Here is a 13476-nt window from a genome sequence, read left to right as displayed (position 1 = left end):
GGGTTGGGGTCAGGTTTTCGGGGCTTCCGCTCGGCCTGTTTCCGGGGAGATGACTCCTGGGCAGAGGGCTTTCTGCTGGAGAGCTTCGGCGATCCCCGGGATGGCCGCGAGGGTGTTGGGGGGCCAGTCGTGCATGAGGATGATCTGGCCGTCGGTGAGGCTCGCGTTGGCCGCGACGATCTGGTCGACCGTGGCGTTGTTCCAGTCCTGGGAGTCGACGTCCCAGATGATCTCGGTGAGCCCGTGGGCGGCCTCGACCTCGCGCAGGGCCGCGTTGGTCTCGCCGTAGGGCGGCCGGAACAGGGTCGGTGTTCCGCCCCCGGCTTCCGAAATCGCCTGCTGCGCGCGGGAGATCTCCGAGTCCATTTCGGACCGGCTCAGCCCGGTCATGTGCGGGTGGGTGTAGCTGTGGTTGCCGACCTGCATGCCCGCATCGACCTGCGCGGCGACCAGCGACGGGTTGGTGTCGGCGTGATCGCCCTGGTTGAACATCGTCGCGCGCAGCCCGTTCTCGCGGAGGGCGTCGAGCAGCCGGGCCGTCGTGTCGCCGGGTCCGTCGTCGAAGGTGAGACCGACGTACCCCGAGCACTCGGGCGCCGACTCGGCCGCCGGGGCGACCACCACCGCTGCCGCCAGGACCGCGCTCATGGCGCAGGCTCGCGCTCTCGCTGACATGTCCACCGCATCCTCTCGAAGACGCTGACGGAAGAGCCGAACGGGAGCGAGTATGCGGCGCCGACACGCGATGGTCAACGAGTGTTTTTCGAAACTATTTCGACCACAACGACTCTCGCATATCGAGGTGAATCGTGACCAGCAGCGGACTTACGCGCGCCACGACAATCCAGGCCCACCCCAAAGCGCCAAGTCGCGAGCCGTCATTTCCGAAACTTTCTTCCACTCCGCGAGTGTCCGCGAAGTGACCCTTGTGGTGATTCGTCCCGATGGATACGGTCGCTAAAACTTACACCGTTAGTTATCTGGGTCACAGACGACCCGGATCAACACCCCGGAGGACGACCGGAATGGCCGCCACCGCGACAAGTGCGCGCCGCGTCGCGCTCGCCAGCCTCATCGGCACCACCATCGAGTGGTACGACTTCTTCATCTACGGCACCGCCGCAGCGCTGGTGTTCAACCAGCTGTTCTTCCCCAAGTTCGACCCGGTCGTCGGCACCGTCGCCGCGTTCGCGACCTTCGCCGTCGGCTTCATCGCCCGGCCCATCGGCGGCGTGCTGTTCGCCCACTACGGCGACAAGCTCGGCCGCAAACCCATGCTCATCGCCTCGCTGATGCTGATGGGCTTCGCGACGCTGCTGATGGGGCTGCTGCCCACCTACGCCACGATCGGCGTGTGGGCCCCGATCCTGCTGACGCTGCTGCGCTTCGCCCAGGGCATCGGCGTCGGCGGCGAGTGGGGCGGCGCCGCGCTCATGGCCGTGGAGCACGCCCCGGAGGGCAAGCGCGGCTTCTACGGGAGTTGGCCGCAGGTCGGCGTTCCCGCGGGCCTGCTGCTGGGCAACCTGACGTTCACGGTGCTGTCGGCGACGATGTCCGAGGCCTCCTTCATGGCCTGGGGCTGGCGGATCCCGTTCCTGTGCAGCGCGCTGTTGATCGTCGTCGGCTTCGCGATCCGGCTCAAGATCAGCGAGAGCCCGGTGTTCGAGCAGGCGATGGAGCGCAAGGAGCAGGAGCGCGCCGAGCGGATGCCGGTGATCGAGGTGCTGCGCCGCCACCCGAAGACGATCCTGCTCGCGGCCGGTTCGTTCCTGGCCACCAACGCGACGTTCTACGTCGGCACCACCTGGATCGTCTCGTACACCACCAAGACCCTCGACTACGAGCGCACCACGATCCTCAGCGCCAACGCCCTGCTCGCGGCCATCGACATCCCGCTGATGATGGCCTTCGGGATGCTGTCGGACCGGATCGGCCGACGCGGCATGGCCCTGGGCGGCATGCTCATGCTCGCGGTGTTCGCGGTGCCGTGGATCATGCTGGTGGACACCGGGGTGATCACGCTGTTCCTGCTGGCCGGCATCGTCGTGCAGGGCTGCCGGACCGCGGTGTACGGGCCGCAGTCGGCGTTCTTCTCGGAGCTGTTCAGCACCCGCCTGCGCTACAGCGGCGCGTCGCTGGCGTACCAGATCGCGGCGATCCTCGGCGGCGGCATCGCCCCGATGATCTGCACCGGCCTGTTCGCCGCCACCGGCAGCTCGCTGTCCATCGCAGGCTACGTCGTGGTCCTGTGCCTGATCTCGTTCGTCTCGACCTACCTGCTGGCCGAGACCTACAAGCGGGACCTCAGCGACACGGACGCTCCGGTTCGGGCCTGATGGAGGGTGGGGAAGTTTTCATGAAAACTTCCCCACCCCCACGAGACCCGCCTAAGCCGCGGGGACGCGGAACCCGATCGTCTGCGCCGCGCGCCGAACCTCCCCCGGCAGCGCGGAATCGCTGACGTCGCCGAACGAAGCACTGTTGCCGCTGAGTCCGACGGACCCCAGCAGGTTCCCCGCGTTGTCGTTGATCAGCGCGGCGATCGCGGTGGTCCCGGTCTTGCGCTCGTCGACCGAGATCGCGCACCCCTCGCGGCGGACCCGCTCCAGGTCCGCGCGAATCTCCTTCGCCCCCACGGTCTTCCCGTTGGTGAAGGTCACCGATCCCAGCCTCTCGGCCTCCGATGCGAGATCGTCCTCGGCGGCGAGGAAGACCTTGCCCGCCGCGCCCGGGTAGAGCGGTAGCCGCTCCCCGATGGGCAGCGAGTACTGCGGGCGCCGCCCGCCTTCGACGCGGTCGATGAGCACCCGGCTCTCCTGCACCCGCACGTACAGCGACGCGGTGAGGCCGGTCGCGGTGGCGAGCTCCTCCAGCACCGGCCGGGCCACGAGCCGCAGCGGGCTGGTCATGGCGAACGCGTGCGCGGTCGACAACGAGGCGGGCCCGGCGGTGTAGCCGTTGGCGTGCCTGCTGGCGTAGCCGTGCTCGATGAGCACGTTGACCACGCGCTGCGTGGTGGCCACGTGCAGTTCGCTGCGCTGCGCCAGGTCGGTCAGCCGCAGCGGTTGCTGCGCGAGCTCCAGCACCTTCAGGACTTCGAAAGCCCGGTGCACGGAACGCATCGGGTTGCTCTTCGCGGTCGTCATGGCACCTCCTGCAGACCCCGCGAATCTATCACTGCGTGAGAAGTTCGCTCACACCCATTGACACGCGGCGTGCCGCCTCGCACAGTCTTCTCACTAACTGCACGTTCTTATCATAGAATGATACGGAGTTCGATCGATGAAGATCGCAGTGCTGGGCTTGGGCGAGGCCGGCAGCATCTACGCCGCCGGTTTCGCCGCCACCGGTGCGACCGTGACGGCCTACGACCCCGCCACGCCCCCGCTGCCGACCGGCGTCGCAGCCGCGGACGGCGTCGCCGCGGCCGTGCGCGACGCCGACCTGGTGATCAGCCTGGTGACCGCCGCGCACGCCGTCGCGGTCGCCGCCGAGAGCGCACCGCACCTCGGCCCCAACGCCGTCTACGCCGACCTGAACGCGGCATCGCCGCAGCTCAAGACCGATGTGGCCGCAGCGCTGGGTGATCACTCCGACCGCTGCGCCGACGTCGCGGTCATCGGCTCGGTCCCCCAGTTCGGCCCGAAGACCGCGCTGATCGCCTCCGGCCCGGCCTCCGAGAAGGTCTCCGAGGCGTTCCGGAGCTTGGGCGCCGAGGTCGACTCGATCGGCGGTGAGCCCGGCGACGCCTCGCGGCGGAAGATGCTGCGGACCGTCTTCATGAAGGGCCTGGGCGCGATCATCAGCGAAGCCGTGGACGCCGGTGCCGCGGCGGGCGAATCCGCGTGGGTGCGCGAGCAGATCGCCAAGGCCCTGGTCGGCGGCGAGAGCGCCCTCGACCGGCTCGACAAGGGCACCCGCAAGCACGCGCTGCGGCGGGCGCACGAGTCCCAGGCCGCCGCCGACCTGCTCGCCTCGCTGGGCGTGGCACCCGTGATGACCACGGCCACCGCCGGCCGCCACCGCTCGTTCCACGAGGCGGACGACCTGACCGCGCTGCTCGACGCGTTCGCCGAGATCCCCACCGCCGCCATCGGCGACGCGCGGGAACGGCTGGGCGTCATCGCTCCTCGCGTGCAGTCGGTGTGGCCCGGCGCGCACATCGCCGGCCGCTCGTTCCCGGTGCTGTGCCGCCCGGGCGACAACAAGGGCATCCACCAGGCGCTCGAGCAGGTCCGGCCCGGCGACGTCCTGGTCGTCGACGGTGGCGGTGACCCCTCGCGGGCGCTGATCGGCGAGCTCATCGCGCACCGCGCGATCAACCGCGGCGTGCGCGGCATGATCATCGACGGCGCGGTCCGCGACGTCGAAGCCCTCCAGGAGGCCGGGTTCCCGGTGTGGGCGGTGGGCACCTCACCCGCGGGCCCCTACAAGAACGGGCCGTGCCGCGTCGGCGAGGACACCTCCGTCGGAGGTGTGGCCGTGCACCGCGGCGACATCGTCGTCGCCGACGGTGACGGCGCGATCGTCGTCCCGCTCGCCGAAGCCCACCGCACCCTCACCGGCGCCCGGGCCGTCCTGAACGATGAGGCCGCCCGCTACCAGAAGATCCTCAGCGAACGTTCCGGCTGACCGACCCCCGTCCACCCCGCTCCAGTGCCGAAGAGGGGAACCTGAAACATGCCAATCGGCCTTATCGCGCTCAGCGCGTTCATCGCCACCATCATCATCTGGAACGTCGCGTTCAAGCGGAACATGGGCGAAGCGATGCTGCTCGGCCTGCTGGTCACCGCCGCGTTCGCCGGGCTCGACGCACCCGCAGCACTGCTCGACGGAATGCTCGGCGCGCTCGACGAAGAGGTCCTCTACGCCGCGATCGCGTTCGTGTTCATGGCCTACGTCGTCGACCGCACGGGCCTGATCCAGAAACTGCTCGGAATCCTGAACTCGCTGGTCGGACGTGTCCGGGGCGGCCCCGTCGTCGTGGACACGATCGGCTCGGCCGTGATGGGAGCGCTGTCGGGGTCGAACTCCGGCAACACCGCCGCGACCGGTGCCTTCACCGGCCCGTGGATGATCCGCACCGGCTGGACCCCGGAGCGCAGCGCGACCTTCCTCGCCGGCAACGGCGGTCTCGGCGCGGCGTTACCGCCCAGCGCCTCGATGGTCATCATGATCGGCTTCGCCGGTTCGATGGTGTCCACCGGGCAGATCTACCTGGCGCTGCTGTGCGCCGGGATCTACCAGGTGATCTGGCGCCTGCTGCTGGTCTTCTACTTCGTCCGCAAGGACGGGATCCAGCGCTCGCCCGCGGAGGAGCTCCAGCCGCTGCGCCAGGCCCTGCACGAGGGCGGGTCCGCGCTGCTGATCGTGCTCGGGGCCGTGGTCCCGATCGCCATCACCGTCGGCCCGATCGCGGCGTTCCTCACCGGCAGCACGCCTATCGGTGATGCGCTCGACGACATCGAGATCCTGACCTGGATCCCGATCCTGATCATCGTCCTGGCTCTGATCGTGGGCCGTCGCGAGCTCCCGCGCGGGGCGCGCGCCTGGAACACCTGGATCACCGAGGCGATGCCGCGCTTCACCAGCATCGGCGCGCTGCTGTTCTTCGCGGTGGCGGCCAGCGAGATCCTGGGCGAGCTGGGGCTGGCCGACGACATCGACGGCATCCTCAGCGACCTGCAGCTCAACAAGTACGTGATGGCGCTGCTGGTCGGTGTGCTGGTGGCCGTGGTGGCGGGCCCGCTGTCGTCGACGGCGACGCTCACCGCCGTCGGGCACGTCGCGCTGCTGTCCCTGGTCGCGGTCGGGGTCGACCCGGTCCTGGCGGTCACGGCGATCCTCGTGTTCGCCTCCACCGAGGGCGCCTCTCCCCCGGCGTCGGGCTCGATCTTCGTGGCGGCCGGGATCACCGGCGCGAAGCCGGAGAAGACGTTCCTCCCGCTGATCGGCTACTACATGGTCCCGATCATGCTGATCGGCTGCCTCATCGCCTGGGGCGCCCTGCCCGTCCTGCGCTGACCGACCCCCTCGCGATTTAGGAGTCCGGATGACCACGACACCCACCCGAGCGCAGTCGGTGTGCCGAACCGCGTTCACCGCCACCCTGCTGATCTTCCTCGCCCTGGCGGCCGTCCTCGTCGGCGTGCAGATCGTGGGCCTGCTGCTCGTGCAACCCACCTGGATCAGTTGGGCCTCGGACACCCTGCTCACCCCGAGCATCGGCGCCGCCGTCCTCTTCGGCCTCGTCGCCTTCATCAGCGGCTACATCAACCCCAACACCACCGCCGAAGACTGACCACCACCCCACCACGGTCAAGAACCCCGGTTTTCGCGCGACGAAAACCGGGGTTTTCGTCCGGGTGACACGGGTCGTCCTGGTGTGTCGGGGGTGGCCTGGTCACCGCTGGTAGGTCTGGTCGTCGAGGCCGCTGAGGGTGGGGTCGTGGGTGACGTCTCCGACCTCGTACATCGAGGTCATCCAGTGGTAGAAGTTGTCGCCCCGGTCTCGGAGGAGGTCGTAGAGGCGGCGCATCAGGCGGGAGCGGACCTCGGCCATCTCCGGGTGGGCGTAGCGGTTGAGCAGCTCGTCCGGGTCGGCGTGCAGGTCGTAGAGCTCGTTGACCGAGTCGGGGTTGACGACGAGCTTGTAGCGGTCGGTGCGGAGCATCCGCTGCGGGTACGGGAAGTGGTGGCCGTGGAACTCGCAGACGATGTCCTCCTGCCACCCGACGGAGTCCGAAGTGGACACGAGCGGTAGCAGGCTTCGGGAGTCCACGGCGGGTTCCGGGTCGATGCCGGCGAGGTCGAGGATGGTGGCGGTGCAGTCCAGCAGGCTCACGAACTCCTCGCGCACCACCCCCCCGGGCGCGCCCGGCACGCGCACGATGCCCGGGGTGCGGTAGATGTCCTCGTACATCGCCGGGCCCTTGTCGTGCAGCCGGTGGGATCCGGTGAACTCGCCGTGGTCGCAGGTGAACAGCACCGCCGTGTCGTCGGCCAGCCCGAGCCGCCGCATCGCGTCGAGCACGCGGCCGATCTCGTGGTCGATGAGCGCCACGTACCCCCAGTACACGGCGATCAGCTTGCGGGTGGTCTCCAGCGGCATCGTGTCGAACGTCCAGTGGTCGCTGTAGTTTCGCTGCACCGGCGGCTTGCCGTGGAAGGTCTCTGCGACCGAGCGCGGCAGCGGGATCACGCCGGGATCGACCAGGTCGAAGTACTCGTCCGGCACGATGTAGGGCAGGTGCGGCCCGAAGAAGCTCAGCTGCAGGAAGAACGGCTTGTCGTGTTCGCGCACGTCGGCGGCGTAGCGCTCCATCGTCTCGATGGCGCGCGTGGCCAGGTAGTGCTCGAAGGTCGCCTCCACCGGCTGGTGCAGCCGCGCGGCCAGCAGGTTCCCGGGACCGCCGTTGGGCAGGGTGCCGCGGACGCGGTCGCTGATCTCGTACGGCGGCAGGTCGTGCTCGGCGAGGTAGGCCAGGTAGTCGGGATGGTCGACGGGGTTGTGCCAGCCGGGCAGGTCCGGCCCGTCGAAACCGAAGTCGCCGGCGGTCTTGGCGGTGCCGACGTGCCACTTGCCGATCAGACCGCAGTTGTAACCGCTGTCCCGCAACGCTTCCGAGAAGCTGAACTGCCCGTCGGGCAGGTCCTCGATGTAGCCGACGTTGCGCTCGTAGTTGGCCAGCAGCTTGTGCCGGAACGGCGCCTGACCGGTGAGCAGGCTCGCGCGCGCGGGCGTGCAGATGGCCGTCGGTGTGTACCAGCGGTCGAAACGCGTTCCGGTGGCGGCGAGTTCGTCGAGGTTGGGGGTGAGACCGAGCGGGTTCCCGTAGGCGCCGAGGGTGTCGGCGCGGTGCTGATCGGTCATCAGCAGCAGCACGTTGCGGCGGCTCACGGGGTGCCCGCCGAGGTGAAGAGGTCTGCGGCGTAGTAGTTCTCCGGACCGGTGCTGCGCTGGAGCTGACCCGTGCCGGTGAAGTAGGCGTCCATCCCCGACAACCAGTTCCGCACGGTTCCGTCGCGGGTCATGCCGTCGAGCTCGTCGACGCCCAGCACCCGCACGTTGGCGGCATCGGCGCGGACCTGGGCGGGGTCCTTCTCGAGCAGGCCCGCGGTGAGCTCGATCGTGCGCTCCGGGTTGGCCGAGCGGTAGCGCATCGCGTCGCGCAGCACCGCCACGGTGCGGCGCGCCTCGTCCCGGCCGACGACGTCGTTGCCCGCGACGAACGCGGTCGGGAACTCCAGCTGCCCGGCGAAATCCGAGTTCCTCGCCAGCTCGACCAGTCCCGGGACCTGCTTGCGCACGGTGTCCAGCGCCGGGTACCAGAACCCGGCGGCGTCGATGCGCTTGGCGGAGAACGCCGACACGATCGTCGAGGCGTCCATCGGCACGACCTTCACGTCGCTCTTGGTCATGCCCGCCCGGCTCAGCGCCAGGTCGAGGATCATCTCCCCCGAGGTCCCCTGCGGCACGCCGACGGTCTTGCCGCGCAGGTCCGCCACGTCGGTGATGCCGGGCTGGGCGATGACGCGGTCGGCGTTGCCGAGGGTGTTGAGCGCGACGACCTTCGCCTGCCCGGAAGCGGGCAGCCACATCGCGCCCGGACCGATGTAGCCGAAGTCCAGGTCACCGCTGCCCAGCGCCTGGATCTGCAGCGGGCCGTTGTTGAACGAGCTGATCTCGGCGGTGAGACCGTGCTTCTCCCAGAGCTTCTGGTCCTCGGCCACGGCGAGCAGGCTGGCGCCGTTGTAGTCGCCGATGTAGCCGAACCGGACCTCGCCGGCGTCCGACGAGCCGCCGCACCCGCTGAGCGCGACGACGAGTCCGGTGAGCAGTGCTGCGAGCCATCTCTTCCTGCTGGTCATGGTGTCCTCTCGGCGACGGTCCCCTGGTGGTAGACGGAGTTCCAGACCCGGTTGCGCAGCGCGGTGAACTCCGCGCTCAACCGGACCTCCTCGGTGCGCGGGTGCGGCAGGTCGACCTCGACGACGTCGTGGATCCGACCGGGCCGGGAGGCCATCACCACGACCCGGTCGGCCAGGTACACGGCCTCGTCGACGTCGTGGGTGATGAACAGGACCGTGCGACGCTCGCGGTCCCAGGCGCTGAGCAGCTGGTCCTGCAGCTTCACCCGGGTCAGCGCGTCGAGGGCGCCGAAGGGCTCGTCCATCAGCAGGATCTCGGGGTTGACGGCGTAGGCGCGGGCGATGGCGCAGCGCTGCCGCATCCCGCCGGAGAGCGCCTTGGGCAGCACGTCGGCGAAGTCGGCGAGCCCGACGACGTCGATGAAGTGCTCGGCCCGCGAACGCCGCTCGGCCTTGGGCACTCCGGCGATCTTGAGGCCGAACTCGACGTTGCCGCGCACCGTCAGCCACGGGAACAGCGCGTACTGCTGGAAGATGACGCCGCGGTCGGGTCCGGGACCGGACACCGGGACGCCGTCGACCAGGGCGCGCCCCGCGCTGGGTGCCTCCAGCCCGGCGAGGACGTTGAGCAGCGTGCTCTTGCCGCAGCCGGAGGGGCCGACGACGGTGACGAACTCGTTGTCGGCGATCTCCAGCGACACGTCGTCGAGCGCCACCAGGGGCTCGCTGCCCAGGTCGAAGGTCTTGGTGACGCCGTCCACGGCGATCTTGGCGTTCACGGGCGCTCCTGCCATCCGGTCAGCCTGCGCTCGGCGAACAGCAGCAACCGGTCCATGACCAGGCCGAGGACGCCGATCGCGACGAGGCTGACGAAGATCGTCGGTAGGTCGTAGTAGAGCTGGGCGTTCTGCATCCGGAAGCCGAGTCCTTCCTGCGCCGCGATGAGCTCGGCGGCGACGACCGTCGCCCACGCCGAGCCCAGGCCCACGCGCATGCCGACGAGGATGAACGGCGCGGAGGCCGGGACCACGACCTTCGCGAAGATCGTGGCGTCGCCCGCGCCGAGCACCCGGGCGGCGTTGATCAGCGTCCGGTCGACCGTGACCACGCCCTGGAGCGTCGAGATGACGCAGGCCAGGAACGCGGCCAGGAAGATCACGAAGATCTTCGGGACCTCGCCGATACCCATCAGCACGATGGCCAGCGGGATGATCGCCAGCGGCGGGATGGTGCGGAAGAACTGCACCCACGGCTCGGCCAGCGCCCGCACCGGCCGGTACCAGCCCATCAGGAATCCGACGCCGACCGCCACGACCGTGCCCAGCGCGAACCCGGACAGCACCCGCGCGAGACTCGCGCCGGTGTCGGCGAGCAGGGTGCCATCGACGAGCATCTCGGCCGCGCGGGCCGCGACCTCCGGTGGCGCCGGGATCTTCACGCCCAGCGCGGAGACCGCCCACCACACGGCGATGCCGAGCAGGATCGAGGCGGTGTTGAGCAGCAGCGGTGAGCTGCGGCTCGGTGCCGCGTCGGGCGCGGTGCGGCGCTCGCTGAGCACTGCCATCACTGCCTCCTTCAGGCCGGGAGCGCGCGGATCGGCGCGGGTTCCGGGTGGTCGGCGAGAAGCGGTGAGCTGCGGAAGAGAGCGGCGAGCGCGCCGAGTGCGCCGTCGTCGTCGGCGAGCCGGGCGCACCGGACGAGCGGTTTCGCCGCGACCCACGGGAACAGCTCCCGGCCGGCGGTCTCGGCGGCCCGCTCGACGAGCACCGGTGCCAGCCGGGCGATCTCACCGCCGATGACGACCTCGGACGGGTTGAACACCATCGCGATCGCGCCCAGGGCCCGACCCAGCACCTCGGCGGTCTCGCGCAGCACCTGCTCGATCGCGGGATCGCGTGAGCGGACGAGTTCGTCGAGGGAGCCGACGTCGGCGCCGCGTTCCCGGCAGGCGGCCAGGATCGCCGGGACCGACGCGACGGTCTCCAGGCAGCCGGCCTTGCCGCACCGGCATCGCGCCCCACCCGGCACGACCGTGACGTGGCCGAGCTCCCCGGCGAGCCCGGTGGCTCCGGGGACGATGCGGCCGCCGATCACCAGCGCCCCGCCGACGCCGTCGGAAAGTCGCACGTAGAGCAGGTTCTCGGCGATGGCATCACCGGCGAGCGCTTCGGCCAGGGCCGCGAAGCGGGTGTTGTTGTCCACGATCACCGAGGCGCCGAAGCGCTCGGCGAAGGCGACGTCCACGTCGTCGCGCGCAGCGGCGAAGCCCGGGCCGAACGCGCCTTCCGGGGCGTGCGGAGCCGAGGAGCGCGGGTGCGGGCCGGTCACGCCGATGCCGATGCCGTGCAGCGCTCGGAAGTGCAGGCCCCGGTCGTGACCGAGCCGGTCGATGAGCGCGAAGGCGGTCGTGATCCGCTCCGGCCAGCCCGCGCCGTCGGAGTAGGTCTGGCGGCCGGAGGCGACGACGTCGTGGGAGGCGTCGGCGACGGCCACGTGCACCCGGCGGTGCCCGAAGTCCACCCCCAGGAACTGGCCGGAATCCGGGTCCAGCGCGAGCCGCTCGGCGGGCCTGCCGCTGCCCGCCCGCTGCGCCGCGTCGGTGTCGACGACCACGACGGCCCCGTCCCGCAGCAGGTCGCGGGTGATCTCCGAGATCGTGGTCCGCGACAACCCCACGGCCTCGGCGATCTCACCCCGGCTCAGCGCGCCCCGCTCCCGCAGCGCGCGCAGCACGCGCTCCTGATGGGTCTGACGCACCAGGGCGTGCGCTTCGCCGGGCATCCGCATGCCGCACATGCTCGAACCAGGCGATTTTTCCGGCAAGGCTCCGACAGAATTGTTCCGGGGAGTGGAACCCGCAGTCCATCCCCTTCCCAACACACCCCCACGACCACCCGGTCGGGCGCCTCAAGACGAAAACCGCGGTTTTCGACCGACGAAAACCGCGGTTTTCGACTTGAGGGACCTGATCGTGGGGTTTGGAGGGTGGGGAAGTTTTCATGAAAACTTCCCCACCCTCCAAACGCCGGGTCAGGTGGTGCGGATGTCCTGGGCGAGGACCTGGGCGATGTTGCGTTCGGCGAGGGCGGTGATGGTGACGAAGGGGTTGACGCCCGTGGAGCCCGGGATGAGGGAGCCGTCGGTGACGTAGAGGTTGTCGTAGCCCTTCACCCGGCCGTAGAGGTCCGTGGCCTCACCGAGGACGAGGCCGCCCAGGGGGTGGTAGGTGAAGCGGTTCTCGAAGGCGCGGGTGTCGCCGAAGAGGTCGTAGCGGTAGCTGGTGCCGTTGACCTCGTTGATCCGGTCGAACAGCTGCTTGGCCGCGTCGATCGACGGCTGCCCCTGCTCCTCGCGCCACTGCAGGATCGCCCGGTCGCTGCCCGGGTCGTAGCGGAACGTGCCGCGCTCCGGGTTGCGGGTGATCGCCAGGTACAGGCTCGCCCACGTCTCCAGACCCGCCGGGACCGGCGCGATCTCGGCGAACACCGGGTTCACCGGGTCGTCCCAGGCGTCGATGCCCATCGCCGGCATGCCCGATTCCAGCGGTCCGACCAGGTCCTTCATGTGGTTGGCGCGGCCGAGCATCACGTTGCCGTTGGTGCCCCAGCCCTCGCCGATCGCCTCGCCGAGGCGCGGCAGCTTGCCGGTGTCGCGGGCGCGCAGCAGCAGTTCCGTCGAGCCGAGGCTGCCCGCGCCGAGGAACAGGTACTTCGCGGTCAGCTGGTGCACGCCCAGGACGTTGCCGGTCTCGTCGATCCGGCGCACCGACAGCGCGTAGGTGCCGTCCTGCTGCTGGGAGATGTCGCGGACCTCGCTCAACGTCTGGATGGTGACGTTGCCGGTGCCCAGAGCCGCGGCGAGGTAGCTCTTGTCGAGCGAGCGCTTGCCGTGGTTGTTGCCGTAGATGACCTCGGACGCCAGCGCCGAGCGCGGCACCAGCTCCTCCTCTTCCCGGCGCATGTAGTCGAAGTCGTAGACGCTGGGCACGAAGGTCGTCCTGTACCCGGCCCTGTGCGCGGCCTCGCGGGAGACGCGGGCGAACTGGTAGGCGTCGCAGGTCTCGAACCAGTCGGGGTCGATGCTGTTGGTGCCCAGCATCGAGTTCGCCATCGGGAAGTACCGGCCGTACATCTCGTCCGCGTTGACCTCGGGGAGGATCTCCTCGAAGTACCAGCGCTTCGGCGTCACCGCCATCGCCCCGTTGACCAGCGATCCGCCGCCGACACCCCGGCCCACGTAGACCGACATGTCGCCGTAGTTCACGCGGTCGAGCACGCCCGCGTAGGGCTCGATGTCGCGGTTGGCGAGGTCCAGCCACAGGAACGACGCCAGCGGCGCCTCGGTGCGCTTCTTGAACCACATCGACCGGCGGTCCGGGGTGAGCATGCTGGAGAAGATGGTGCCGTCCTCGGCCGGGGTGTTCCACAACCGGCCCATCTCCAGCATCACGGTGGGCACGCCCGCCGCGCCGAGGCGCAGGGCGGTGACCGCCGCGCCGTAGCCGGTTCCGATGACGACGGCCGGCGCGTGCTCGGCCGCGTGCGCGGAGCGGCGGGTGGAGATGGTGGTCAGTCCGAGCGCAGAGGCGGAACCGAGGGCGGCCAT

At 69.9% G+C, this 13476-nt stretch carries 12 protein-coding genes; 4 read left to right on the top strand and 8 right to left on the bottom strand.

Annotated features, from left to right (window positions below; translation table 11 throughout):
• Positions 1–9 precede the first annotated feature (9 nt).
• On the bottom strand, positions 10–675 hold the full coding sequence (locus REH65_RS29000; protein WP_406689930.1) for a polysaccharide deacetylase family protein: 666 nt from the start codon (positions 673–675) through the stop codon (positions 10–12).
• Positions 676–1025: 350 nt separating this feature from the next.
• Between REH65_RS29000 and REH65_RS28995 the strand changes: the two genes are divergently transcribed.
• Complete coding sequence (locus REH65_RS28995; RefSeq protein ID WP_406689929.1) at positions 1026–2336, top strand: MFS transporter; 1311 nt, start codon at positions 1026–1028, stop codon at positions 2334–2336.
• 51 nt (positions 2337–2387) lie between these two features.
• Here REH65_RS28995 and REH65_RS28990 read toward each other — a convergent pair whose 3' ends face one another.
• The gene (locus tag REH65_RS28990; protein ID WP_406689928.1) at positions 2388–3146 is read right to left on the bottom strand and encodes an IclR family transcriptional regulator; all 759 of its coding nucleotides are present in this window, start codon (positions 3144–3146) and stop codon (positions 2388–2390) included.
• A gap of 136 nt (positions 3147–3282) precedes the next feature.
• Here REH65_RS28990 and REH65_RS28985 point away from each other — a divergent pair, with 136 nt between their 5' ends.
• The 3 genes from REH65_RS28985 to REH65_RS28975 are packed head-to-tail and all read left to right on the top strand — an operon-like array spanning position 3283 to position 6301.
• Positions 3283–4632: an NAD(P)-binding domain-containing protein gene (locus REH65_RS28985; protein ID WP_406689927.1), complete on the top strand. Its 1350-nt coding sequence runs from the start codon at positions 3283–3285 to the stop codon at positions 4630–4632.
• A gap of 48 nt (positions 4633–4680) precedes the next feature.
• Positions 4681–6024 (top strand): TRAP transporter large permease subunit, encoded by a 1344-nt coding sequence (locus REH65_RS28980; RefSeq protein ID WP_406689926.1) that lies wholly within the window; start codon positions 4681–4683, stop codon positions 6022–6024.
• A 28-nt stretch (positions 6025–6052) separates the two neighbouring features.
• Positions 6053–6301, top strand: coding sequence for a hypothetical protein (locus REH65_RS28975; RefSeq protein ID WP_406689925.1), 249 nt, complete (start codon positions 6053–6055; stop codon positions 6299–6301).
• A 102-nt stretch (positions 6302–6403) separates the two neighbouring features.
• Here the strand turns inward: REH65_RS28975 and REH65_RS28970 are convergent, their stop codons facing one another.
• The 6 genes from REH65_RS28970 to REH65_RS28945 form a co-directional block, all read right to left on the bottom strand.
• On the bottom strand, positions 6404–7900 hold the full coding sequence (locus REH65_RS28970; RefSeq protein ID WP_406689924.1) for a sulfatase-like hydrolase/transferase: 1497 nt from the start codon (positions 7898–7900) through the stop codon (positions 6404–6406).
• Positions 7897–8871, bottom strand: a complete 975-nt coding sequence (locus REH65_RS28965) for an aliphatic sulfonate ABC transporter substrate-binding protein (RefSeq protein WP_406689923.1) — start codon at positions 8869–8871, stop codon at positions 7897–7899. Before REH65_RS28965 ends, REH65_RS28970 begins: the two co-directional genes overlap by 4 nt.
• Positions 8868–9665 carry an ABC transporter ATP-binding protein gene (locus REH65_RS28960; protein WP_406689922.1) on the bottom strand — a complete coding sequence of 266 codons (798 nt, stop codon included), beginning with the start codon at positions 9663–9665 and terminating at the stop codon, positions 8868–8870. The genes REH65_RS28965 and REH65_RS28960 overlap by 4 nt, the downstream gene beginning before the upstream one ends.
• Positions 9647–10435 carry an ABC transporter permease gene (locus REH65_RS28955; protein WP_406689920.1) on the bottom strand — a complete coding sequence of 263 codons (789 nt, stop codon included), beginning with the start codon at positions 10433–10435 and terminating at the stop codon, positions 9647–9649. Before REH65_RS28955 ends, REH65_RS28960 begins: the two co-directional genes overlap by 19 nt.
• 11 nt (positions 10436–10446) lie before the next feature.
• Positions 10447–11658, bottom strand: a complete 1212-nt coding sequence (locus REH65_RS28950) for an ROK family transcriptional regulator (protein WP_406689919.1) — start codon at positions 11656–11658, stop codon at positions 10447–10449.
• Positions 11659–11901: 243 nt separating this feature from the next.
• Complete coding sequence (locus tag REH65_RS28945; protein ID WP_406693263.1) at positions 11902–13476, bottom strand: GMC oxidoreductase; 1575 nt, start codon at positions 13474–13476, stop codon at positions 11902–11904.

The organism is Saccharopolyspora sp. ID03-671 (assembly GCF_045278815.1).
Lineage (GTDB): Bacteria > Actinomycetota > Actinomycetes > Mycobacteriales > Pseudonocardiaceae > Saccharopolyspora > Saccharopolyspora ipomoeae.
The sequence above is the reverse complement of the archived record's forward strand: the minus strand, read 5'-3'. Positions and strand labels throughout refer to the sequence as shown.

Excerpts from the sequence above, each read along its gene's own strand:
- REH65_RS29000 (WP_406689930.1), bottom strand. The coding sequence starts at position 675 with ATGTCAGCGAGAGCGCGAGCCTGCGCCATGAGCGCGGTCCTGGCGGCA.
- REH65_RS28960 (WP_406689922.1), bottom strand. The coding sequence starts at position 9,665 with ATGGCAGGAGCGCCCGTGAACGCCAAGATCGCCGTGGACGGCGTCACC.
- REH65_RS28990 (WP_406689928.1), bottom strand. The coding sequence starts at position 3,146 with ATGACGACCGCGAAGAGCAACCCGATGCGTTCCGTGCACCGGGCTTTC.
- REH65_RS28965 (WP_406689923.1), bottom strand. The coding sequence starts at position 8,871 with ATGACCAGCAGGAAGAGATGGCTCGCAGCACTGCTCACCGGACTCGTC.
- REH65_RS28955 (WP_406689920.1), bottom strand. The coding sequence starts at position 10,435 with ATGGCAGTGCTCAGCGAGCGCCGCACCGCGCCCGACGCGGCACCGAGC.
- REH65_RS28985 (WP_406689927.1), top strand. The coding sequence starts at position 3,283 with ATGAAGATCGCAGTGCTGGGCTTGGGCGAGGCCGGCAGCATCTACGCC.
- REH65_RS28980 (WP_406689926.1), top strand. The coding sequence starts at position 4,681 with ATGCCAATCGGCCTTATCGCGCTCAGCGCGTTCATCGCCACCATCATC.
- REH65_RS28995 (WP_406689929.1), top strand. The coding sequence starts at position 1,026 with ATGGCCGCCACCGCGACAAGTGCGCGCCGCGTCGCGCTCGCCAGCCTC.
- REH65_RS28950 (WP_406689919.1), bottom strand. The coding sequence starts at position 11,658 with ATGCGGATGCCCGGCGAAGCGCACGCCCTGGTGCGTCAGACCCATCAG.
- REH65_RS28975 (WP_406689925.1), top strand. The coding sequence starts at position 6,053 with ATGACCACGACACCCACCCGAGCGCAGTCGGTGTGCCGAACCGCGTTC.
- REH65_RS28945 (WP_406693263.1), bottom strand. The coding sequence starts at position 13,476 with ATGGCCGCCCTCGGTTCCGCCTCTGCGCTCGGACTGACCACCATCTCC.